General features: G+C 47.6%; 19 protein-coding genes and 1 pseudogene. 18 read left to right on the top strand and 2 right to left on the bottom strand.

Features of this window, described 5'->3' with window-relative positions:
• Window positions 1–119: 119 nt before the first annotated feature.
• The 8 genes from argC to AUL54_RS04990 all read left to right on the top strand — a co-directional run bounded on the left by argC (window position 120) and on the right by AUL54_RS04990 (window position 9,774).
• Window positions 120–1,157 carry an N-acetyl-gamma-glutamyl-phosphate reductase gene (argC, locus tag AUL54_RS05025; protein ID WP_060965053.1) on the top strand — a complete coding sequence of 346 codons (1,038 nt, stop codon included), beginning with the start codon at window positions 120–122 and terminating at the stop codon, window positions 1,155–1,157.
• Between the two features lie 22 nt (window positions 1,158–1,179).
• Entirely contained in the window at window positions 1,180–2,397 is a 1,218-nt protein-coding gene (gene argJ / locus AUL54_RS05020; protein WP_060963105.1) for a bifunctional ornithine acetyltransferase/N-acetylglutamate synthase, read from the top strand.
• Between the two features lie 14 nt (window positions 2,398–2,411).
• Window positions 2,412–3,188: an acetylglutamate kinase gene (gene argB, locus AUL54_RS05015; protein WP_060963104.1), complete on the top strand. Its 777-nt coding sequence runs from the start codon at window positions 2,412–2,414 to the stop codon at window positions 3,186–3,188.
• Complete coding sequence (locus AUL54_RS05010) at window positions 3,185–4,342, top strand: acetylornithine transaminase (RefSeq protein ID WP_060963103.1); 1,158 nt, start codon at window positions 3,185–3,187, stop codon at window positions 4,340–4,342. The genes argB and AUL54_RS05010 overlap by 4 nt, the downstream gene beginning before the upstream one ends.
• 70 nt (window positions 4,343–4,412) lie before the next feature.
• Window positions 4,413–5,471 carry a carbamoyl phosphate synthase small subunit gene (locus AUL54_RS05005; RefSeq protein WP_060963102.1) on the top strand — a complete coding sequence of 353 codons (1,059 nt, stop codon included), beginning with the start codon at window positions 4,413–4,415 and terminating at the stop codon, window positions 5,469–5,471.
• Window positions 5,464–8,559: a carbamoyl-phosphate synthase (glutamine-hydrolyzing) large subunit gene (locus AUL54_RS05000; protein WP_060963101.1), complete on the top strand. Its 3,096-nt coding sequence runs from the start codon at window positions 5,464–5,466 to the stop codon at window positions 8,557–8,559. The genes AUL54_RS05005 and AUL54_RS05000 overlap by 8 nt, the downstream gene beginning before the upstream one ends.
• Window positions 8,547–9,518 carry an ornithine carbamoyltransferase gene (gene argF, locus AUL54_RS04995; RefSeq protein WP_060963100.1) on the top strand — a complete coding sequence of 324 codons (972 nt, stop codon included), beginning with the start codon at window positions 8,547–8,549 and terminating at the stop codon, window positions 9,516–9,518. Before AUL54_RS05000 ends, argF begins: the two co-directional genes overlap by 13 nt.
• Window positions 9,519–9,594: 76 nt before the next feature.
• On the top strand, window positions 9,595–9,774 hold the full coding sequence (locus AUL54_RS04990) for a YjzC family protein (protein ID WP_016938252.1): 180 nt from the start codon (window positions 9,595–9,597) through the stop codon (window positions 9,772–9,774).
• 36 nt (window positions 9,775–9,810) lie between these two features.
• On the opposite strand, the gene AUL54_RS04985 is transcribed toward AUL54_RS04990, so the two are convergent.
• Window positions 9,811–9,996, bottom strand: a complete 186-nt coding sequence (locus AUL54_RS04985) for a YjzD family protein (RefSeq protein ID WP_016938251.1) — start codon at window positions 9,994–9,996, stop codon at window positions 9,811–9,813.
• A gap of 261 nt (window positions 9,997–10,257) precedes the next feature.
• Between AUL54_RS04985 and AUL54_RS04980 the strand changes: the two are divergent.
• From AUL54_RS04980 to AUL54_RS04965, 4 genes and pseudogenes are all read left to right on the top strand, one after another.
• Window positions 10,258–10,991, top strand: a pseudogene (locus tag AUL54_RS04980) (hypothetical protein).
• 82 nt (window positions 10,992–11,073) lie between these two features.
• Window positions 11,074–11,640 (top strand): hypothetical protein, encoded by a 567-nt coding sequence (locus AUL54_RS04975; protein WP_060963099.1) that lies wholly within the window; start codon window positions 11,074–11,076, stop codon window positions 11,638–11,640.
• A gap of 88 nt (window positions 11,641–11,728) precedes the next feature.
• On the top strand, window positions 11,729–12,682 hold the full coding sequence (locus AUL54_RS04970) for a BMP family ABC transporter substrate-binding protein (RefSeq protein ID WP_060963098.1): 954 nt from the start codon (window positions 11,729–11,731) through the stop codon (window positions 12,680–12,682).
• A gap of 12 nt (window positions 12,683–12,694) precedes the next feature.
• Window positions 12,695–12,886, top strand: a complete 192-nt coding sequence (locus AUL54_RS04965) for a ComZ family protein (RefSeq protein WP_003155061.1) — start codon at window positions 12,695–12,697, stop codon at window positions 12,884–12,886.
• Between the two features lie 29 nt (window positions 12,887–12,915).
• On the opposite strand, the gene AUL54_RS04960 is transcribed toward AUL54_RS04965, so the two are convergent.
• Window positions 12,916–13,158, bottom strand: a complete 243-nt coding sequence (locus AUL54_RS04960) for a hypothetical protein (RefSeq protein ID WP_060963097.1) — start codon at window positions 13,156–13,158, stop codon at window positions 12,916–12,918.
• A gap of 165 nt (window positions 13,159–13,323) precedes the next feature.
• Here AUL54_RS04960 and AUL54_RS04955 point away from each other — a divergent pair, with 165 nt between their 5' ends.
• From AUL54_RS04955 to AUL54_RS04930, 6 genes are all read left to right on the top strand, one after another.
• Complete coding sequence (locus AUL54_RS04955) at window positions 13,324–14,262, top strand: beta-ketoacyl-ACP synthase III (RefSeq protein ID WP_060963096.1); 939 nt, start codon at window positions 13,324–13,326, stop codon at window positions 14,260–14,262.
• Window positions 14,263–14,285: 23 nt separating this feature from the next.
• The gene (gene fabF, locus AUL54_RS04950) at window positions 14,286–15,524 is read left to right on the top strand and encodes a beta-ketoacyl-ACP synthase II (RefSeq protein WP_060965052.1); all 1,239 of its coding nucleotides are present in this window, start codon (window positions 14,286–14,288) and stop codon (window positions 15,522–15,524) included.
• An 84-nt stretch (window positions 15,525–15,608) separates the two neighbouring features.
• On the top strand, window positions 15,609–16,394 hold the full coding sequence (locus AUL54_RS04945) for a DUF2268 domain-containing putative Zn-dependent protease (protein WP_060963095.1): 786 nt from the start codon (window positions 15,609–15,611) through the stop codon (window positions 16,392–16,394).
• A 172-nt stretch (window positions 16,395–16,566) separates the two neighbouring features.
• The gene (locus tag AUL54_RS04940) at window positions 16,567–17,553 is read left to right on the top strand and encodes an ABC transporter ATP-binding protein (protein ID WP_060963094.1); all 987 of its coding nucleotides are present in this window, start codon (window positions 16,567–16,569) and stop codon (window positions 17,551–17,553) included.
• Window positions 17,550–18,539: an ABC transporter ATP-binding protein gene (locus tag AUL54_RS04935; protein WP_060963093.1), complete on the top strand. Its 990-nt coding sequence runs from the start codon at window positions 17,550–17,552 to the stop codon at window positions 18,537–18,539. The genes AUL54_RS04940 and AUL54_RS04935 overlap by 4 nt, the downstream gene beginning before the upstream one ends.
• A 77-nt stretch (window positions 18,540–18,616) precedes the next feature.
• Window positions 18,617–20,245, top strand: coding sequence for a peptide-binding protein (locus tag AUL54_RS04930; protein WP_060963092.1), 1,629 nt, complete (start codon window positions 18,617–18,619; stop codon window positions 20,243–20,245).
• Window positions 20,246–20,285 lie beyond the last annotated feature (40 nt).

Below are 20,285 nucleotides of genomic sequence, written 5' to 3'. Positions count from 1 at the left end.
TTTTTTTGTCGGCAAAAACAGATGGGAAATGAATGAAAAATATTAAATATACAATTGAATTAATTTTTATTCATGTTATAATGTTAAATAATTTCACAAAAACCAAGAAGGTGAACCCGTTGAAAATTGGTATTATAGGCGCAACTGGTTATGGAGGCGCCGAACTTGTCAGGATTCTTAACCATCACCCTTATACAGATAATTGTATATTATATTCATCGAGCGATGAAGGAAAGGCATATGATGCTTCATATCCGCATTTGAGAAATATAGCGCAGCAATCACTTCAGCCGCTTCATATAGAAACGATCTGCAACGAAATTGATGTGATGTTCATAGCCGCGCCGCCCGGCGTTTCCGGGGAGTGGTCGCCGAAGCTGGCGGAGGCGGGCATTCCGGTCATTGATCTTTCCGGCGATCTGCGGATTCAAAATCCGGCCGTGTATGAAAAGTGGTATAAGCGGCAGGCCGCCCCGGAAGAAACGATTCAAAACGCGGTTTACGGTTTAGCCGAACTGCAAAAAGAAGAAATTCAGAATGCAAAGCTGATTGCCAATCCGGGGTGTTTTCCGACGGCTGTGCTTCTCGGGCTCGCCCCGCTGGCGAAAAATAAGCTTTTACAAGATTCATTTCTGATTGTTGATGCGAAGACAGGCGTATCCGGCGCCGGCCGAAAAGCTTCCATGGGCACACATTATTCTGAGCTGAATGATAATTTCAAAATTTATAAGGTCAATGAGCATCAGCACACTCCGGAAATTGAACAGCAATTGGCGGCATGGCAGCCCGGCACAGGTCCGATCACGTTTTCCGCTCATTTGGCGCCGATGACAAGGGGGATTATGGCGACGATGTATACCGACGCCCCTCCGGGAATGTCTTCTGCACAATTAAGAGAGTTTTATTCCGAATTTTACAAAGATTCATATTTTGTCAGGATCAGGCCGGAAGGTGAATTCCCGGCGACGAAAGAAGTGTACGGCAGCAACTTTTGTGACATCAGTGTCACTGTGGATGAACGAACAAACCGCGTGACCATCGTTTCTGTCATAGATAATCTGATGAAAGGCGCCGCCGGGCAGGCGGTTCAAAATTTAAATATCATGAATGGCTGGCAGGAAGAAACGGGACTTATGATGACGCCAGTCTATCCATAGAACGAAAGAGGGATTCAAAAATATGATTCAGCTGAGTGAGAAAATCACGAAAATCAAAGGCGGCGTATCTTCGCCGAAAGGGTTTGAGGCAAAGGGCGTCCACTGCGGGCTGCGCTATTCAAAAAAAGATCTCGGGGCGATTATCAGCCAGACGCCTGCTGTCAGTGCAGCGGTATATACGCAGAGCCATTTTCAGGCAGCACCCTTGAAAGTGACGCAAGAGAGCTTGAAAAAAGAGGCTGTGCTTCAGGCGGTTATTGTCAACAGCGCGATTGCCAACGCCTGTACGGGAGACCAAGGTTTAAAGGACGCTTATGAAATGCGGGACGGATTCGCAAGCCGGCTCGGGATTGAGCCGGAGCTTGTTGCGGTTTCGTCAACCGGGGTGATCGGCGAGCTGTTAGACATGGAAAAAATTCAGGCGGGCATTGAGCAGCTCGGTCAAGCGCCTGCAGTGTCCGGAGCTTTTGAAGAAGCCATTTTGACGACGGATACAGTGACGAAACAGACGTGTTATGAACTGGTGATCGGCGGAGACATCATCACGATCGGCGGAGCGGCGAAAGGCTCCGGCATGATTCATCCCAACATGGCGACAATGCTCGGCTTTGTCACAACGGATGCGGCCGTGGAAGAACAGGCGCTTAAAAACGCGCTCAGAGAGATCACGGATGTTTCATTTAACCAAATCACCGTTGACGGAGAAACATCGACGAATGACATGGTGCTCGTGATGGCGAACGGCTGCGCGGGGAATGAGTGTCTGACGGAGCAGCATTCCGACTGGCCGGCTTTTAAAAAGGGGCTGAAGCTTGTATGCGAAGACCTTGCCAAAGATATTGCCAGAGACGGTGAAGGAGCGACGAAATTAATTGAAGCCAAAGTCGAAGGCGCGAAAAATAATCTCGAAGCGAATATCATCGCCAAAAAAATCGTCGGCTCAAGCCTTGTGAAAACCGCCGTTTACGGCACTGACGCCAACTGGGGGCGCATCGTCGGCGCAATCGGGCACAGTGCGGCAAGCGTAACGGCCGAACAAGTGGAAGTTTTCCTCGGCGGTCAGTGTCTGTTTAAACACAACGAACCTCAGCCGTTTTCAGAGACTGACGCCAAGGAGTACTTATCAGGTGATGAAATTACGATTGCAGTCCGCCTGCAAGAAGGCGCCGGCAGCGGCCGGGCATGGGGCTGTGACTTAACCTATGACTATATCAAAATCAATGCGAGCTATCGCACATAACAAAGGGGAGCGGCATGAAGAAAACCATTGTTTTTAAGTGCGGCGGCAGCGTGATCCGCGAGTTATCCGCCGCTTTTTTTCAAAATGTAAAAGAGCTTATGCAATCGGGCTGGAACATTGCCGTCGTGCATGGCGGCGGTCCGGAAATTTCACAAATGCTGAAAACATTGCAGATTGAAACGGAATTTGTCGATGGGCAGCGGAAAACGACCAAACCGGTGCTGGAAACAGCCGAAATGGTCTTGTCAGGAACGGTCAATAAATTTTTCGTAACCGAACTCGCGAAAAACGGGCTGAAAGCTGCGGGAATCTCAGGAAAGGACGGCGGTCTCCTTCAAGCATCCTATCTTGATCAAGACAAATACGGAGAAGTCGGTGAAATCCGGAAAACCGATCCGTCCATTATTCAAGCACTAATGAAAGAAGGCATCATTCCCGTTATCGCTCCGCTTTCCATGACAAGTGATTTTGAAACGCTGAACGTCAACGCAGACGCAGCGGCATCAGCCGTCGCTTCAGCCTTACAAGCCGATAAACTTTTATTTGTCACGGATGTCGAAGGAATTATGGACGGAGAGAACCGGCTGGAGACGTTGACGCCGCGGGAGATTCAGACCCTCATCGATGGCGGCGTCATTTCGGGAGGGATGATTCCGAAGGTGAAGTCGGCATTATCGGCACTGAGTGAAGATGTCGCGGAAGTTATGATCGTAAACGGAAAAGGAGCGTTTTTCACCGATCAAGCCTTCCAAGGAACAAAAATCGTCAAGGAAAAGGAGAGCGTGTCATGAGCAGTTTATTTCAAACCTACAGCCGCTGGCCTATCGATATCAAAAAAGCGAAAGGGACAATCGCAGAGGATGAAAACGGAAAAACGTATCTGGATTTTATTCAGGGCATCGCCGTTTCCAATCTCGGCCATTGTCATGATGCGGTGACAGAAGCGGTCAAAGAACAGCTTGACAGCGTATGGCACGTTTCCAATCTGTTTGAAAATGACCTTCAGGAAAAAGCCGCGGCAAAGCTTGCCGAACATAGCGCGGGGGACCTGGTTTTCTTCTGCAACAGCGGGGCTGAAGCGAATGAAGGCGCCATTAAGCTTGCCCGTAAAGCAACGGGAAAAACAAAAATCGTGACATTCCGGCAATCCTTTCACGGACGGACATATGCGGGAATGGCCGCCACCGGACAAGACAAAATCAAAACCGGTTTCGGACCGATGCTCCATGGATTTCACTATCTTCCGTTTAATGATCCGTCAGCATTCAGCACGCTTTCAAAAGAGGATGATATCGCCGCCGTCATGCTTGAGACGGTGCAGGGAGAAGGGGGAGTCCATCCCGCCGACCCGGAATTCATCGAAGCCTTACAGACATTTTGCAAAGACAAACAGGCGCTGGTTATCATAGACGAGATTCAAACCGGAATCGGCCGGACGGGAAAAGCATTCGGCTATGAGCATTTCGGCATCTCTCCGGACATCATCACCGTTGCGAAAGGGCTTGGAAACGGTTTTCCCGCCGGAGCCGTGATCGGCAAAAAGAAGCTTGGCGAAGCCTTCACGCCGGGTACGCATGGTACGACGTTCGGCGGCAATAAGCTTGCCATGGCAGCTGTGAATGCAACCTTGGACATTGTGTTTCAGCCGGACTTTCTCCAGGCTGCGGCCGGCAAAGGCTCTTTTTTAAAAGACCGGCTGAAAAGTGAGCTGACAGGGCCTTTTGTAAAAGATATCCGCGGAAAAGGGCTATTAATCGGCATTGAATGTGCAGGTTCCGTTTCCGGCATTATCGGAGACCTGCAGGAACGCGGACTTCTCGTGCTTCCGGCCGGACCGAATGTCATCAGGCTGCTCCCGCCGCTTACGGTTTCTGAAGAGGAAATGCTCTCGGCCGTCAGCATGCTGAAAGCAGCGATAGAAGCGCATACCGCAGTGAAACGATAATTTTTTTTTCGCTATAAGAGTATAAAAATTCATGTTTTTAATTAATTATTCGTCAAGAGGTGGGCTTTAGATGAAAGGCTATTTAGTATTGGAAGACGGAACATCATTCGTCGGTGATCTTGAAAAAGAAGCATGCTGTGTTGGCGAAGCGGTTTTTTTCACCGGAATGACGGGCTATCAGGAAGTGCTTACGGACCCGTCATATAAGGGGCAGATCATTGTTTTTACGTATCCGCTGATCGGAAACTACGGAATTAATGAAAAAGACCTTGAGAGTAAGATTCCTCAAGTCAAGGCCGTTGTCGTGTATGAAGCGTGTGAACATTTTTCTCACCATGAAGCAGTCTCAAGTTTGAGAGAGTATTTAAACAAATGGAACATCCCACTTTTAACCGAAGTGGACACACGGGCCGTCGTCAAAACCATCCGCTCCGGCGGCACGATGAACGCTGCCGTGTCAACAACAGGAGAAGTTCCGGCGGCATCCGGAACAGAAAACCCGGCTGAGCTGGCGCAGGCCGAAGAGATCACCTCTATGGGGGACGGAGACCGGCATATTGCGCTGATTGATTTCGGCTATAAAAAATCAATCGCTTCGTCGCTTGTAAAGCGCGGCTGTAAAGTAACAGTCGTTCCGTATCACCAGATGAATGCCGTTTATGATATTCGGCCTGACGGAATCGTGCTTTCAAACGGACCTGGGGACCCGAAAGCGATTGCTCCGTACATGGACCGGATTAAGGCTTTACTGAATGCTTTCCCCGTACTCGGCATTTGTCTCGGACATCAGCTGATTGCCCTCGCTTTCGGAGGGAATACGTATAAACTGCCGTTCGGGCACAGGGGAGCCAACCATCCCGTTATTGACCGGAAAACGAAACGGGTGTTTATGACAAGCCAGAACCACAGCTACGTCGTCGATGAAGCATCAATTGACCAAAACGAGCTGTCGATCAGATTCCATCATGTCAATGACACCTCAGTGGAAGGGCTCATTCACAACAGCCTTCCCGTATTAAGCGTACAGTTCCACCCTGAAGCTCATCCCGGACCGGCTGAGAGCGAGTGGATATTTGATGAATTTCTAGAGAAAGTGATACCAGCAAGGAGAGAAATCGCTCATGCCTAAAGATACAACCATTTCCAGCATATTAGTCATCGGCTCAGGCCCGATCATCATCGGCCAGGCGGCTGAATTTGATTATTCAGGAACGCAGGGATGCATGGCTCTGAAAGAAGAAGGATACCGTGTTATTCTCGTCAACAACAACCCGGCAACGATTATGACGGATGAGGCGTTTGCCGATGAAATTTATTTTGAACCGCTCACGCCTGAAAGCATCGAAGCCATCATTGAAAAAGAAAAACCGGACGGTCTCCTTGCCAATTTGGGCGGCCAGACGGCATTGAATTTAGCCGTTAAGCTTGAAGAAGCAGGCGTGCTGAAGAAGCATCACGTCAAGCTTTTAGGAACATCAGTGGAGACCATTCAAAAAGGCGAAGACCGGGAGCGGTTCCGGGCCCTGATGAAGGAGCTCGATCAGCCCGTTCCGGAAAGCGAAATCGTCGACAACGAAGAAGATGCCCTCCGCTTCGCTGAGTCTATCGGATTTCCGGTTATTCTGAGACCGGCGTATACGTTAGGCGGAAAGGGAGGCGGAATCGCGAAAACGAAAGAAGCGTTTCAGACGCTGATTAAACAGGCGCTGTTGGCAAGCCCGATCAGCCAATGCCTCGTCGAAAAAAGCATCGCCGGTTTTAAAGAAATCGAGTATGAGGTCATGCGTGACAGAAATCATACATGCATCACCGTCTGCAACATGGAAAACATTGATCCCGTCGGCGTGCATACAGGAGACTCGATCGTAGTCGCGCCGTCCCAGACGTTAACGGATGAAGAATATCAGATGCTGCGTTCAGCTAGTTTGGCGATTATTTCAGCGCTTGATGTAGTCGGCGGCTGCAACATTCAATTTGCGCTGGACCCGTTCAGCAAACAGTACTATGTCATTGAAGTGAACCCGCGTGTCAGCCGCTCTTCAGCTCTCGCGTCAAAAGCGACCGGCTATCCGATTGCCAAAATGGCGGCGAAACTTGCCGTCGGCTATACGCTTGATGAACTGAAAAATCCGCTGACGGGCTCTACTTATGCAAGCTTTGAACCGGCGCTGGATTATGTCATCGTCAAGTTCCCGCGCTGGCCGTTTGATAAATTTAAACATGCCGACCGCACGCTCGGAACGAAGATGAAAGCGACGGGAGAGGTCATGGCGATCGAAAGAAACATGGAAGCGGCCATTCAAAAAGCGGCGGCCTCCCTTGAGCTGAAAACGATCGGCACCCGCCTTCCTGAACTCGGCGGCTTTACGGTCAATCAGCTGTGGGACTTAGCGGTAACGCCGGATGACCGGAGATTCTTCGTCGTCATGGAACTGTTAAGCCGCGGTGTAACGATAGAAGACATTCATTCTAAAACGAAAATTGACCCGTTTTTCCTTCATGTATTCCGAAATATCATCACATTGGAAAACAAGCTGATGGAAGAAGGAGATCATTTGTCCGTCCCGCTTTTAAAGCAGGCGAAGATAAAAGGCTTCACGGACGTCATGATCGCGTCTCTTACGGGGAAAACGGAAGAAGACATCCGCGCTCTCAGAAAGAAAGCAGATATCGTCCCGTCGTTTAAAATCGTAGATACATGCGCCGCTGAATTTGATGCCAAGACAAATTATTTCTACTCCACCTATCTCGGAGAAAGCGACGGAGATATCAGCCGAAAAGAGAAAAAACGGGCGCTCATTATAGGATCAGGCCCGATCCGTATCGGTCAGGGTGTGGAATTTGACTACAGCGCAGTCCACGGCGTCCTGACCCTGCAAAAGCTGGGCTATGAAACGATTATGATCAATAACAATCCGGAAACGGTAAGCACCGATTACGAAATTGCCGACAGGCTCTATTTTGAACCGCTGACGGCAGAGCATATTTTAAACGTGGCGGAACATGAAAACATTGATTTTGCCATCGTCCAGTTTGGGGGACAGACCGCTATCAATGCCGCTGAATCACTGGAAAAAGCGGGCGTTCAGCTGCTCGGAACATCCTTTAGAACCCTGGATGCGCTGGAGGATCGGGATCTGTTTTATCGGCTGCTTGATGAGCTTGATCTGAAACATGCCAAAGGGGAAACGGCTTATACGAAAGAAGAAGCCGCGGAAAAAGCAAGCCGCATCGGGTATCCCGTGCTGATCCGTCCATCTTATGTCATCGGGGGGATGGGCATGATCATCGTTGATTCAGAAGCGCAGCTGTCAGACCTGCTGGAAAAAGAAGCGGGCATGCCGTATCCGATTTTGATCGACCAGTACATTACAGGAAAAGAATTGGAGATCGATCTGATTTCCGACGGACATGAAGTATTCGTTCCGACTTACACAGAACACATTGAACGGGCCGGTGTCCATTCGGGCGACAGTTTTGCGATTCTGCCGGGTCCGTCCGTCACACTTGATATGCAGCGGGATATAAAAAAGGCTGCCGAAAAAATTGCGGTAAAACTGGGTTTCAAAGGCATTATGAACATTCAGTTTGTCATTGATGACAAAGGGGATATTCTCGTTCTTGAAGTGAATCCGCGGGCAAGCCGCACGGTTCCTGTCGTGTCTAAGGTGATGGGAGTGCCGATGATCCCGCTTGCCGCCAGACTGCTGGCCGGCGCTTCCCTTAAAGACCTCAAGCCCGAGGTTCAAAATCAGCATGGAACGGCTGTGAAATTCCCGGTATTTTCTTCTCACGCCATTCAGGATGTTGACGTAAAGCCGGGACCGGAAATGAAGTCGACAGGAGAAGGGATGTGTGTCGCCTTTGACGCAGAAAGCGCCCTGAAAAAAATCTACGCGCATGTCTGGGAGAAAAAAGGAAGCGTCTATCTGGAAGGCGGAGATGAGGAACTGGCACGGCAGGCTCAAGCTGCGGGATTCACCGTGTGCAAAGACTCTTTTCAGGCCTGGGCGGATCGGAAAGATAAAGCGGTCCATATTAATTTCAATCATTCTGAAGAAGCGCGTAAACAGCGGATTGAAGCCATGACGCACGGCGTGACGGTCTTTACTGAACCGGAAACCGCAAAGGCATTTTTAGCAAGCGGCTCCGGCAAACCTCAGCCTGTATCGCTTAAAGATCTTTATCAAAAGGATGTGGCATCATGCACACAGTAAAAGCGGAACATACATTAACCCATTTGTACGGCAAAGATTTTCTTTCCTTGAAGGATTTCAGCCCGTCTGACATTAACGGGCTTCTGACAGAAGCTTCATTATTAAAACAGCATCCGATACAGCCGATTTTTCAAGGAAAAACATTGGCGATGATTTTTGAAAAATCTTCAACCCGCACGCGTGTATCGTTTGAAGCGGGAATGGCTCAGCTCGGAGGAACAGGACTATTCCTTTCAAGCAGCGACCTGCAGCTTGGACGGGGAGAGACGGTCGCGGATACGGCGAAGGTGCTGTCCGGATTCGTTGATGCCATTATGATCCGCACTTTTGAGCATGAAAAAGTCGAAGAACTTGCCGAGCATGCACACATTCCCGTCATAAACGGGCTGACCGACCGGTACCACCCGTGTCAGGCACTCGCGGATCTGTTAACGATACAAGAGATAAAAGGAAAGCTGAAAGGAGTAAAAGTCGCCTATATCGGTGACGGAAATAATGTCGCGCATTCACTTATGATCGGCTGCGCAAAAATGGGCTGTGACATTGCGATTGCTTCGCCGAAAGGCTATGAAGTAGAGGAAGAGGCGGTAAATGCCGCAAAAGAAGCTGCGGCTGTTTCCGGAGCGGAGATCATCCTTACCGAAAATCCGCAGGAAGCGGTGCGGGATGCAGACGTGATTTACTCCGATGTCTTTACGAGCATGGGACAGGAGGAAGAGATGCAGCAGCGGCTGAACGTGTTTGCTCCGTACCAAGTCAACGCCTCACTCGTCAGTCTCGCCAAACCTGACTATACCTTTTTGCACTGTCTGCCCGCGCATCGGGAGGAAGAGGTCACGTCCGAGATAATTGACGGCCCGAACTCTGCGGTATTCCAGCAGGCGGAAAACCGGCTTCACGCACAAAAAGCGCTCTTGAAAGCTCTTCTTTACAATCAGGATGAACAAAAAAACCGCTGAGCCTCATTCAGCGGTTTTTTAATATTTTCCCGTATACAAGCGCATACTACATGAAAAAGAAAAAGGAGGAAATGACGTGGGACAGCAGCATCAATTCCGACCGGGACAAAAAGCGCCGAATAACGGTGTGTACGTTGAAATCGGCGAAACGGGAAGTATGGTCAAAAATCCGCAAAAAATCAAGCTTACGGCGGGAGAAATGTTTCCTGAGACTTCAAATCACAACAGATTGTGGACATATCAACGAAAACCGTGAACAGAAAAAAACCTGCTGAATAGCAGGTTTTTTTAATTAATGCTGGCTTGCATCCTGTTTGACAGGCATGACTTCCGCAAGAACAAACACAAGCACCGCGATAACTACGGCGATAACGGATGATTGCTTGAAGTTGTACGCCGCGCTGTTCATGGAGGCGATCAAATAACAGGCCATATGTGTTAAAAGGAACGTCCAAATAAAACCGATAACTAACCGCACGTTTCCACCTCGTCCTTCATTTTATTCTACGTTGTATCATACCATACATAAGGCGCGGGCGGAAGGTCAATTTCGCATCAAAAAGCCCCGCCCTAAAACTGACTTTTTACCGCATGCCCGGCCGTCTGACGGAAAATACGGTCCCCGCACCGGTATAATAGCCAAAACATAGAAGCAACTAGGGGTTTAACTGATCCGTTTTCATTCTTCTTACATATGATAGCCAATAGAGAAACTAGGAGTAAAAGGAGGCGGAAAGGCATGGGGATAACGGAAAGATTTTTCCAACTCGGATCTGAGCTGAACGTCATCCATCTGCCGTATCGGCCGAACGGCTTCTGTATCTTTATTCTTGGGGACAGAACTCACTTTGTCAGCGGGGATTCAAGCTTTTGGCTCGAACATGAAGGGAGAAACCAGCTGTTAAATACGCTGCGTGACAGAGGTTATACAATCTTCAACAGCAATTTATACGGCAGGCATTGGGGATCGGAAAAAGCCGCCGCTTACGCCAGACAGCTGATTCATTATGTGCTGAAACAAGAAACCCTCAACCCGAAAATACACTTGCTTGCAGAAGGCATGGGCGCTCTCATCGCCGATCAACTGCTGCAATCTTCGCCGGAGCATATTCGTTCAGCAGCAATGTTAGATCCTTGTCTTGACCTTCAAGCCCATTTTGAATCAGAGAAAGAAAATAAGTTTTTTTATAAGCAGTTTCTGAGAGAAACGGCTCAAAGCTTCGGTGTTTCTGAAAAAGAGGCAAGCTCGCTGACCTATCAGACCATCACCGGCTGCCGCACCAGCGTGCCGGTACATATATGGCAAAGAACGACCGGAGCGCCGTATCCGTATACCCTGCATCGAACGCATATAAAGAAGCCCGGGCAAAGACCGGATGCAAGACTGATATCACGTATCACATGCTTGAGAATCCGGCGCGGATGTACAGAGCCATCTGCCGCTTTTTCCGCAGTCATGAAAAAGACCTGTAGTGAATAGTATACAACAGCCATCTCTTTTCAGAGGGCTGTTTGGCTTGTGCGTGAATGAAAAACCGGAAAGGCGGCATATGTGATGAAGACAGCGCTGATCATTGGAGCAGATGAATTTCTCGGCCTTTCATTATGCGAACGGATGATGGATGAAGGTGTGCATGTTGATGTCATTTTGGATGAGCCGGAGGACAAAACGAGGCAGCTGTATTTAGAAGAACGTTTAATGTGGCTCGGGAGGAACGGGCTTTTTCAAATCATAGATGAAATCGGTGATAAGGAATACGATCGAATCTGCGTTCAATACGGGAGCGGATGTCTGCCTGAAGACAGAACGGAGCCTTTATATTGGATTGTTTACAACGAGGATCACGGAGACTGGGAAAAAAGCGGCCAGCGGGACACGGTTAAAACGATTATTCTTCCGCCGCTTTACGGCCCGTGGACGGAAGCGAAAGAAGATAGCGAAAGCAGGGTCTTTTTAGAAGACGCAGCCTGCGGGCTGATGAATAAGCTTCAGGCGGACGGCACAGAGGACGAAAGTCAGGTTATTACCCTGGAAATAATAGAAAAAACGCAAAAAACAGAAGCGGAAGAAAAAATTCAAGAGTGGAAAAGACAATTTTCATCAACATTCGACAATTTTTAAGAAATACCTTCCATGTTATGTGCATTACCGCTACAATAAATGTATACCAATTATACATGTTATGAGTAAAAAAGGGGTTGAACACGGCTTGATCACCAGGCTTGTCATGGTCTTTTCTGTCCTCCTTTTATTGAGCGGATGCGCACAAACTCCGTTTAAAGGGAAAATTGAGAAGGTCGGAATGCTGTTTCCCGATACCATCAGTGACCTGGTATGGGGCACAAAAGGTTACAAAGGTTTATTAGCGATACAATCTGAATTTAACGTTGACGTTTATTATAAAGAAAATATCAGATCTGATGAAGATATTTTAAAAGCGATAGATGATTTGCATAAAAAAGGAGTCAATCTTTTATACGGGCACGGAAATGAATACGAGGAAATCTTCAATATGATCAGTAAGGATTATCCCGACATGGAATTCGTCGTCGCTAACGGAACGGCGAAAAACGATAATGTCATAAGCGTTCATCTTATAGGAGAAGCGATGGGCTTTTTTGGGGGAATGACGGCCGCCCATATGTCAAAAACCAATGAGGTCGGCGTCATCGCCTCGTTTTTATGGCAGCCTGAGGTAGACGGCTTTATTAAAGGGGCAAAATATGAAAAGCCCGATATTACCGTCAATACTGAATTTACGGACCATTGGGATAACGGCAATGAAGCACTGCATCTTTATAAGAAGTTAAAAGCAGAAGGCACGGATGTTGTATATCCGGCCGGAGACGGGTATAATGTTCCTGTCATTCAGCAAATTAAAAAAGACGGGCTTTACGCCATCGGCTATGTCGCCGAGCAATCGAACCTCGGCAAAAACACGGTGCTGACAAGCACCGTGCAAAATGTAGACAAAGCCTATACAATAATCGCCGAGCAATATAATAACGGCACGCTCAAGAGCGGAGATCACAACTTCGATTTCAGGGAAGGAGTCGTTGAAATGGGGACGTTCAGCCCTCTGGTGGACAAAGCATTTCAAGACAAAATCTCAGACCTTGTAAAAACGTATAACCGAACAAATGAACTGCCGTCAAATGAATAGAGGTGGATACACATGCAGCATGAAAAGTCTCTTGAATTTATGCAGATCGCAATGAAATACCTGCCGGAAGCAAAGGCGGAGCTTGAGAAATCCGGCATTGATCTGTCTATGGAAATGATTCAGCCGTTTATGGATCTATTTACATCGGTCATGGCGGAAGCGTATGAGCTTGGCAGATCTGATGCCGGAGAGCTGAATAAATAAAGAGAGCCACTTTTTCATGAAGTGGCTTTTCACATGATTTTTTTCTTGATGGCGGATACCATCGATCCAAGCCCAAGGTCTTTAAATACAGGCTTTAATTGATCGAGGGAGTTCATGATGGAGCCGAGCTGATTCATCACGTGGTTGTAATCGACCGGACCTTCGTTTTCAGCCTGAGGCTGCTCGGGGTTTTCTTCGTTTTTTTCGTTTTCTTCCGGTTCTTTATCCCGGTCCCCGGAATTGCCGAACATCATTTTAGTGAAAATATCCATAATAAAGCCTCCTTTCATCTTCCTTATATTCTATGAAGAGCGGGAGCCGATAGTTTAGACGAATATATTGCCAACAGAAAAAAAATAGGGTAGAATTAGTACCTGATACTAACAATTGATCATAACTAATTAGTTTTAAATTCATTATAAAAAGGAGTCTTTCCTATGAAAGCTGGAATTCTTGGTGTCGGCCGTTATATCCCGGAAAAAGTGCTGACAAATCATGATCTTGAACAAATGGTAGATACATCGGACGAGTGGATTCGTACGAGAACAGGTATAGAAGAAAGAAGAATCGCCGCTGAAGATATGTATTCATCCGGCATGGCCGCTGAGGCTGCACAAAAAGCGCTTGATCAGGCGGGCATTTCCGCTGAGGAGCTTGATATGATCCTCGTGGCGACGGTCACTCCCGACCAGTCTTTCCCTACCGTATCCTGTATGATACAAGAAAAGCTCGGGGCCAAAAAAGCGTGCGCGATGGATATCAGCGCTGCATGTGCCGGTTTTATGTACGGTATCGTAACCGCCAAACAATTCATTGAATCGCAAACATACAAACATGTCCTTGTGGTCGGAGTCGAAAAGCTTTCAAGCATTACTGACTGGGAAGACCGCAATACGGCTGTTCTGTTCGGGGACGGGGCCGGAGCGGCTGTCATCGGACCGGTCAGCGACGACAGAGGCATACTGTCATTTGAGCTCGGAGCAGACGGTACAGGCGGTCAGCACTTGTACTTAGATGAAAAAGGGCATACAATCATGCATGGAAGAGAAGTATTCAAATTCGCCGTCCGGCAAATGGGTGAATCAAGTGTAAATGTCATTGAAAAAGCCGGTCTTTCCAAAGAGGACGTAGACTTTTTGATTCCCCATCAGGCAAACATCCGCATTATGGAAGCGGCACGGGAACGTTTGGAGCTTCCGGTTGAAAAGATGTCTAAAACAGTCCATAAATATGGAAACACATCCGCAGCATCCATTCCGATTTCATTAGTAGAGGAACTGGAAGCAGGTAAAATTAAAGACGGCGATGTCATCGTCATGGTCGGTTTCGGCGGAGGATTGACATGGGGCGCCATAGCGATACGCTGGGGACGATAGAAAAAAGGTGAGGTGCACACATGATGAATAAAAAAAGAGTAGTCGTTACAGGACTTGGAGCCCTGTCTCCGCTTGGCAACGACGCCGAAACAAGCTGGAAAAATGCAATTAGCGGCGTATCCGGAATCGGACCGATCACACGTGTGGAATCGGACGAGTATCCGGCGAAAGTAGCTGCTGAACTGAAAGATTTCAATATTGAAAACTACATGGATAAAAAAGAAGCGAGAAAAATGGACCGCTTCACGCAATATGCTGTCGTAGCAGCGAAAATGGCTGTTGAAGATGCCGGTCTGAACATCACAGAAGAGATCGCGCCAAGAGTCGGCGTTTGGGTCGGTTCCGGAATCGGCGGCCTTGAAACGCTTGAATCCCAATTCGAAATCTTCCTGACAAAAGGGCCGAGACGGGTCAGCCCGTTCTTTGTTCCGATGATGATTCCGGATATGGCGACAGGCCAAATCTCAATCGCTCTCGGAGCAAAAGGAGTCAACTCCTGTACGGTGACGGCATGTGCGACGGGAACAAACTCTATCGGTGACGCGTTTAAAGTCATTCAGCGCGGCGATGCCGATGCGATGATTACGGGCGGAACGGAAGCGCCGCTGACAAGAATGTCATTTGCGGGCTTCAGCGCAAACAAAGCCCTTTCTACAAATCCTGATCCGAAAACGGCAAGCCGCCCGTTTGATAAAAACCGTGACGGCTTTGTCATGGGAGAAGGCGCGGGGATCATCGTACTTGAAGAGCTTGAGCACGCGCTTGCCCGCGGTGCGAAAATCTACGGAGAAATTGTCGGTTACGGCTCAACGGGTGATGCTTACCACATTACCGCGCCTGCCCAAGACGGGGAAGGCGGTGCGAGAGCGATGCAGGAAGCAATCAAAGATGCGGGCATCAAGCCTGAAGAAATTGATTACATCAACGCTCACGGCACAAGCACGTACTACAATGACAAATACGAGACAAAAGCCATTAAGACCGTTTTCGGCGATCATGCGTACAAGCTTGCCATCAGCTCGACAAAATCAATGACGGGCCATTTGTTAGGCGCTGCCGGAGGAATTGAAGCCATCTTCTCCGTCATGGCGATTAAAGACAGCGTTATCCCGCCGACGATTAACATCGAAACACCTGATGAAGAGTGTGATTTAGATTATGTACCGGACAAAGCGCGCGAGCAGGATGTTAACATCGTTCTCAGCAACTCGCTCGGATTCGGCGGACATAATGCCACTTTGATCTTTAAAAAATATCAATAATACAGTTTTTTGACCGGCTGCCTGAAAAAGGCGGCCGGTTTTTTTGTGCGTGCATATGATAACAACAAGAGGAGGCGAACCGGTATGAGCGTCAAGCAGACATATAAATGGATGGAAAAGGCGGCATCCATGAATGATTTGGCCCCGCACCTTTTGCCGCTTTTTTCAGGGGCCGAAAAGAAAGAGTGGAAGCCGATACTCGGCATGCTGCAAAACCACGGAATGTTCCGCCATCTGAAGGACGGCGTTAGGACCAGTAAACGGCTGAAAGAAAGAGGAAGCTACAGCCATATCCAAAAGGAGGAAGCTTATTTAAAGGAGAAGTGGAACGGGCCGGACGTGCCGATCGTTGTTTTGCCCGTTGATGAACGAAACCGGAAAATCCGTCTGGAATTCGGGTCAAAATCCGGTCTTGCTTTCCGGGACAAAATGTTTCTCTTCTTATCGTCGGATAGTTCCAATTCAGCTGTTTCCGCCCTTATGACACATGAATATAATCACGTCTGCCGGTTAGAACATGTGACAAAGGACGAAAAAGATGAGACATTACTTGATACAATCATGATGGAGGGGCTGGCAGAATATGCTGTATATGAGCGATTCGGCTCAAGTCTTACGGCGGAATGGACGTCCTACTATACGTCTGAGCAGCTTGATTTTCTGTTTGAAAAAAGAGTCAAGCCGAACCTCCGATTAACGAGAGACAGCAGAATGTTTTCACAGCTCTTATACGGAAAAGGATACTTCCCCTCAATGCTTGGTTATGCCATCGGATTCAATATAGTAAAAAAATATTTAACCGATCATCAAAAAACAGTAAAAGAAGCATTGGCCATCCCTTCAAAAACCTTTCTGGAAGCAACGCTTTAAAAGAATGAAAGAATGGTAATTATTTGATGATATTACATTTATCCTAAAAAATTCTTGCTTTTGTAATAATGATGTAATAATATACAACTATAAAATTTTTGACTATTCTATATTTTGTGATAGCGAAACGTATGTTTCCCTCTGCTGCAGCGGAATGAGAAAGGGGCGTATCATGAGCACACTATTAGAAGTGAATAACTTAAAGACCTATTTTTTCAGAAAGAAACAGCCGATTCCCGCAGTCGACGGGGTGGATTTTCACATTAACAAGGGCGAAACCGTCGCCCTTGTAGGAGAATCCGGCTCGGGCAAAAGCATCACCTCTCTTTCTATTATGGGACTTGTCCAAGGCTCGGGCGGGAAAATTGTGGACGGCTCGATTAAGCTGGAAGGCAGGGACCTGGCCTCCTTCACCGAAAACGAATATTGCAAAATCCGCGGAAATGACGTCTCTATGATCTTTCAGGAACCTATGACTTCTCTAAACCCGGTGCTGACCATCGGCGAACAAATTACCGAAGTGCTTGAATACCATAAAAAAATGAGTAAAAAAGAAGCCGCGAATAAAGCCGTTGAGCTTCTCAAGCTCGTCGGATTCTCAAGAGCGGAACAAGTAATGAAAGAATATCCGCACCGCCTTTCCGGGGGAATGAGACAGAGGGTGATGATCGCCATTGCGCTCAGCTGCAACCCGAAGCTTCTGATAGCCGATGAACCGACGACGGCGCTTGATGTGACGATACAAGCCCAAGTATTGGAGCTGATGAAAGACCTCTGCAAAAAATTCGATACTTCCATTCTGCTGATCACTCACGATTTAGGCGTCGTTTCCGAAGCCGCCGACAGGGTGATCGTGATGTACTGCGGACAAGTCGTTGAGAGCGCGAGCGTGGAAGACTTATTTTTAAACCCCCTTCATCCGTACACAGAAGGGCTATTAAACTCCATACCGGTGATAGACGGAGAGATTGATACATTAAAAGCGATCAAAGGCAGTGTCCCGACACCGGATCATCTTCCGGAAGGCTGCCGATTCGCTCCGAGGTGTGCGAAGGCGATGGACAAATGCAAAACGGGGAAGCCTGAGCTGATAACACATGAAAGCGGCCGTTCTGTAAGGTGTTTTTTATATGAGGAAGAGGGTGCCCAATCAAAATGACAGCTGTGAACCAAGAAACGATATTAGAGCTGAAAGACGTAAAAAAATATTTCCCGATCCGTTCCGGTTTTTTTCAAAGAAAAGTCGGAGACATCAAGGCTGTCGACGGTGTTTCTTTTTCACTGAAGCGCGGCGAGACGCTCGGCATCGTCGGTGAATCAGGATGCGGCAAATCAACGGCGGGAAGGACAATGATCCGTTTATACAAACCGACAGACGGCCGGATTCTTTTTAAGGGCCAGGATATTTCCGGCTTATCAGAAGAAAAGCTGAGAAAAAGCGTCCGCAAAAACATCCAGATGGTCTTCCAGGACCCCTTCGCATCGCTTAATCCGAGAAAAACGCTGCGCTCCATTATTAAAGAACCGTTCCAGACTCACCATATGTACAGCATTCGCGAGCGGAACGAGAGAGTAGAGGAGCTGCTGGCGAAAGTCGGTCTCCATCCGAGCTTTGCGAACCGCTATCCGCATGAATTTTCCGGAGGGCAGCGTCAGCGGATCGGGATTGCGCGGGCTTTAACATTGAATCCCGAGCTGATTATTGCGGATGAACCCGTATCCGCGCTTGATGTCTCCATTCAGGCTCAGGTCATCAATCTGATGGAAGAACTGCAGGAAGAATTCAACCTGACCTATTTGTTTATATCCCATGATTTAAGTGTTGTCCGCCATATCAGTGACAGAGTCGGCGTTATGTATCTGGGAAAAATGATGGAGCTGACCGATAAACATGAGCTGTACGACAATCCGCTTCACCCCTATACGCAAGCGCTGTTATCTTCAGTGCCCGTCACGAGAAAAAAAGACGCCGTCAAGCGGGAACGAATCATCCTGAAAGGAGAACTGCCGAGCCCGGCAAACCCGCCGAAAGGCTGCGTGTTCCACACGCGGTGCCCGATGGCCAAACCGATCTGTAAGGAACAAATCCCGGCATTTGAAGAAGCCGCTCCCGGCCATTACGTCGCCTGCCATTTATATACCTGAAATGACAAGCATCGAGAGGGGGTATGCCGGATTACATAACCTGTTTGCTGCATATATATCACAAAGGGGGAATTGATATGAAATTACGTAAAACCGCACTGATGATGCTAAGTGTTTTTATGGCGCTCGCCATCTTCCTGTCAGCCTGCTCCGGCTCAAAATCCACAAGCACCGAATCCAAACCGGCCGGAAAACCGCAAAAAGGCGGAGATTTGGTTGTCGGGTCAACTGGGGAACCAACGCTTTTTAATCCTCTTTACTCCACCGATGTTGCAAGTTCCGATATTGAAGGAATGATTTACAGCACATTATTAGAAACCGATGAGAAATTGAACGTCAAGCCGTCGCTGGCTGAAAAAGTAACAGAGTCTGACGGGGGATTAACGTATGATGTAAAACTGAAAAAAGGCGTAAAATTCCATGATGGAAAAGAGCTCACGGCCGATGATGTAGTGTTCACCTACAGCATTCCTCTTAACAAAGATTACAACGGTGAGCGGGGCTCAGGTTTTGAGTCACTTAAATCCGTAACGAAAAAAGGAAAATATGAAATTCAGTTTAAAATGAAGAAAAAAGATGCCTATTTCTACAATGTCGTTCTCGGCAGTTACGGCATTTTGCCAAAACATATATTGGGTAAGGTCCCGGTTGCTGATCTGGGAGAAAATGAATTTAACCGTAAAAACCCAATCGGCTCCGGTCCGTTTAAGTTTGTCGAGTGGAAAAAGGGCGAGTATGTCAAACTGAAAGCAAATGATGATTACTTTGAAGGCAGACCATATCTTGATACAGTGACAGTCAAAACAATTCCTGATTCCAACGCAGCCGTGGCCCAGTTAAAAGCGGGGGACATTGATTTCTTCGCTGTGCCGGGCACAGATTTTGATACGGTTAAGACGTTTGGGAACGTAAAGGTTAAATCTGATCTTGGCTTAAACTACAGCTATATCGGCTGGAATGAGAAAAAAGAGCTTTTTAAGGACAAAAAAGTGCGTCAGGCATTGACTTACGCTCTTGACAGGCAGGCAATGGTAGATCAAGTGCTGAACGGAGACGGTAAGGTAGCGGATGTTCCTGAAAGTCCGCTGTCATGGAATTATCCGAAGTCTAAAGTGCCGACATTTGATTATAATCCGAAAAAAGCAAAGCAGCTGTTAAAAGAAGCCGGATGGGAAGATCATGACGGTGACGGCTACCTTGATAAAGACGGGAAAAAATTCTCTTTTGAAATTAAAACGAATCAAGGCAATAAAATTCGTGAAGATTTAGCGGTTGTCGTTCAGCAGCAATTAAAAGAAGTAGGAATTGAGGCAAAGCCGCGGATTGTTGAATTCAGTGCGTTAATTGAACAGACCAGTGCCCCTAATTGGGATTATGACGCTCTTCTTCTTGGATGGAGTCTTGCTACGTTCCCGGATCAGTTCTCCATCTTCCATTCAAGCCAATCTAAAAACGGGCTGAATAATATTTGGTACAAAAATCCGAAAGTCGATAAGCTGCTTGAAGAGGCGAAGTCAATTACTGACAGAAAAGAATACCAAAAGAAATATGAAGAGATATACAAATTGATTGCGGAAGATCAGCCGTACAGCTTCTTATTCTATTACAACTATCACAGAGCGATGCCGAATAATTTACAAGGCTATGTATTCCACCCTAAAAATGACTTGTACAATATTGAAAAATGGTGGCTGGATCAAAAATAGCAAAAGCCCTTGAGAGGGAAGGAGGTTCCTTTCCTCTCTT

The organism is Bacillus sp. SDLI1, assembly GCF_001553895.1.
Classification (GTDB): domain Bacteria; phylum Bacillota; class Bacilli; order Bacillales; family Bacillaceae; genus Bacillus; species Bacillus siamensis.
Note: the sequence above shows the minus strand (reverse complement) of the source record. Positions and strands in the feature narration are given on the sequence as shown.

Coding starts and splice junctions, on each gene's coding strand:
- AUL54_RS04940 (WP_060963094.1), top strand. CDS start 16,567: ATGAGCACACTATTAGAAGTGAATAACTTAAAGACCTATTTTTTCAGA.
- AUL54_RS04935 (WP_060963093.1), top strand. CDS start 17,550: ATGACAGCTGTGAACCAAGAAACGATATTAGAGCTGAAAGACGTAAAA.
- AUL54_RS05005 (WP_060963102.1), top strand. CDS start 4,413: ATGAAAGGCTATTTAGTATTGGAAGACGGAACATCATTCGTCGGTGAT.
- argF (WP_060963100.1), top strand. CDS start 8,547: ATGCACACAGTAAAAGCGGAACATACATTAACCCATTTGTACGGCAAA.
- argB (WP_060963104.1), top strand. CDS start 2,412: ATGAAGAAAACCATTGTTTTTAAGTGCGGCGGCAGCGTGATCCGCGAG.
- AUL54_RS05000 (WP_060963101.1), top strand. CDS start 5,464: ATGCCTAAAGATACAACCATTTCCAGCATATTAGTCATCGGCTCAGGC.
- fabF (WP_060965052.1), top strand. CDS start 14,286: ATGAATAAAAAAAGAGTAGTCGTTACAGGACTTGGAGCCCTGTCTCCG.
- argJ (WP_060963105.1), top strand. CDS start 1,180: ATGATTCAGCTGAGTGAGAAAATCACGAAAATCAAAGGCGGCGTATCT.
- AUL54_RS04930 (WP_060963092.1), top strand. CDS start 18,617: ATGAAATTACGTAAAACCGCACTGATGATGCTAAGTGTTTTTATGGCG.
- AUL54_RS04975 (WP_060963099.1), top strand. CDS start 11,074: ATGAAGACAGCGCTGATCATTGGAGCAGATGAATTTCTCGGCCTTTCA.
- AUL54_RS04945 (WP_060963095.1), top strand. CDS start 15,609: ATGAGCGTCAAGCAGACATATAAATGGATGGAAAAGGCGGCATCCATG.
- AUL54_RS04960 (WP_060963097.1), bottom strand. CDS start 13,158: ATGGATATTTTCACTAAAATGATGTTCGGCAATTCCGGGGACCGGGAT.
- AUL54_RS05010 (WP_060963103.1), top strand. CDS start 3,185: ATGAGCAGTTTATTTCAAACCTACAGCCGCTGGCCTATCGATATCAAA.
- AUL54_RS04955 (WP_060963096.1), top strand. CDS start 13,324: ATGAAAGCTGGAATTCTTGGTGTCGGCCGTTATATCCCGGAAAAAGTG.
- AUL54_RS04965 (WP_003155061.1), top strand. CDS start 12,695: ATGCAGCATGAAAAGTCTCTTGAATTTATGCAGATCGCAATGAAATAC.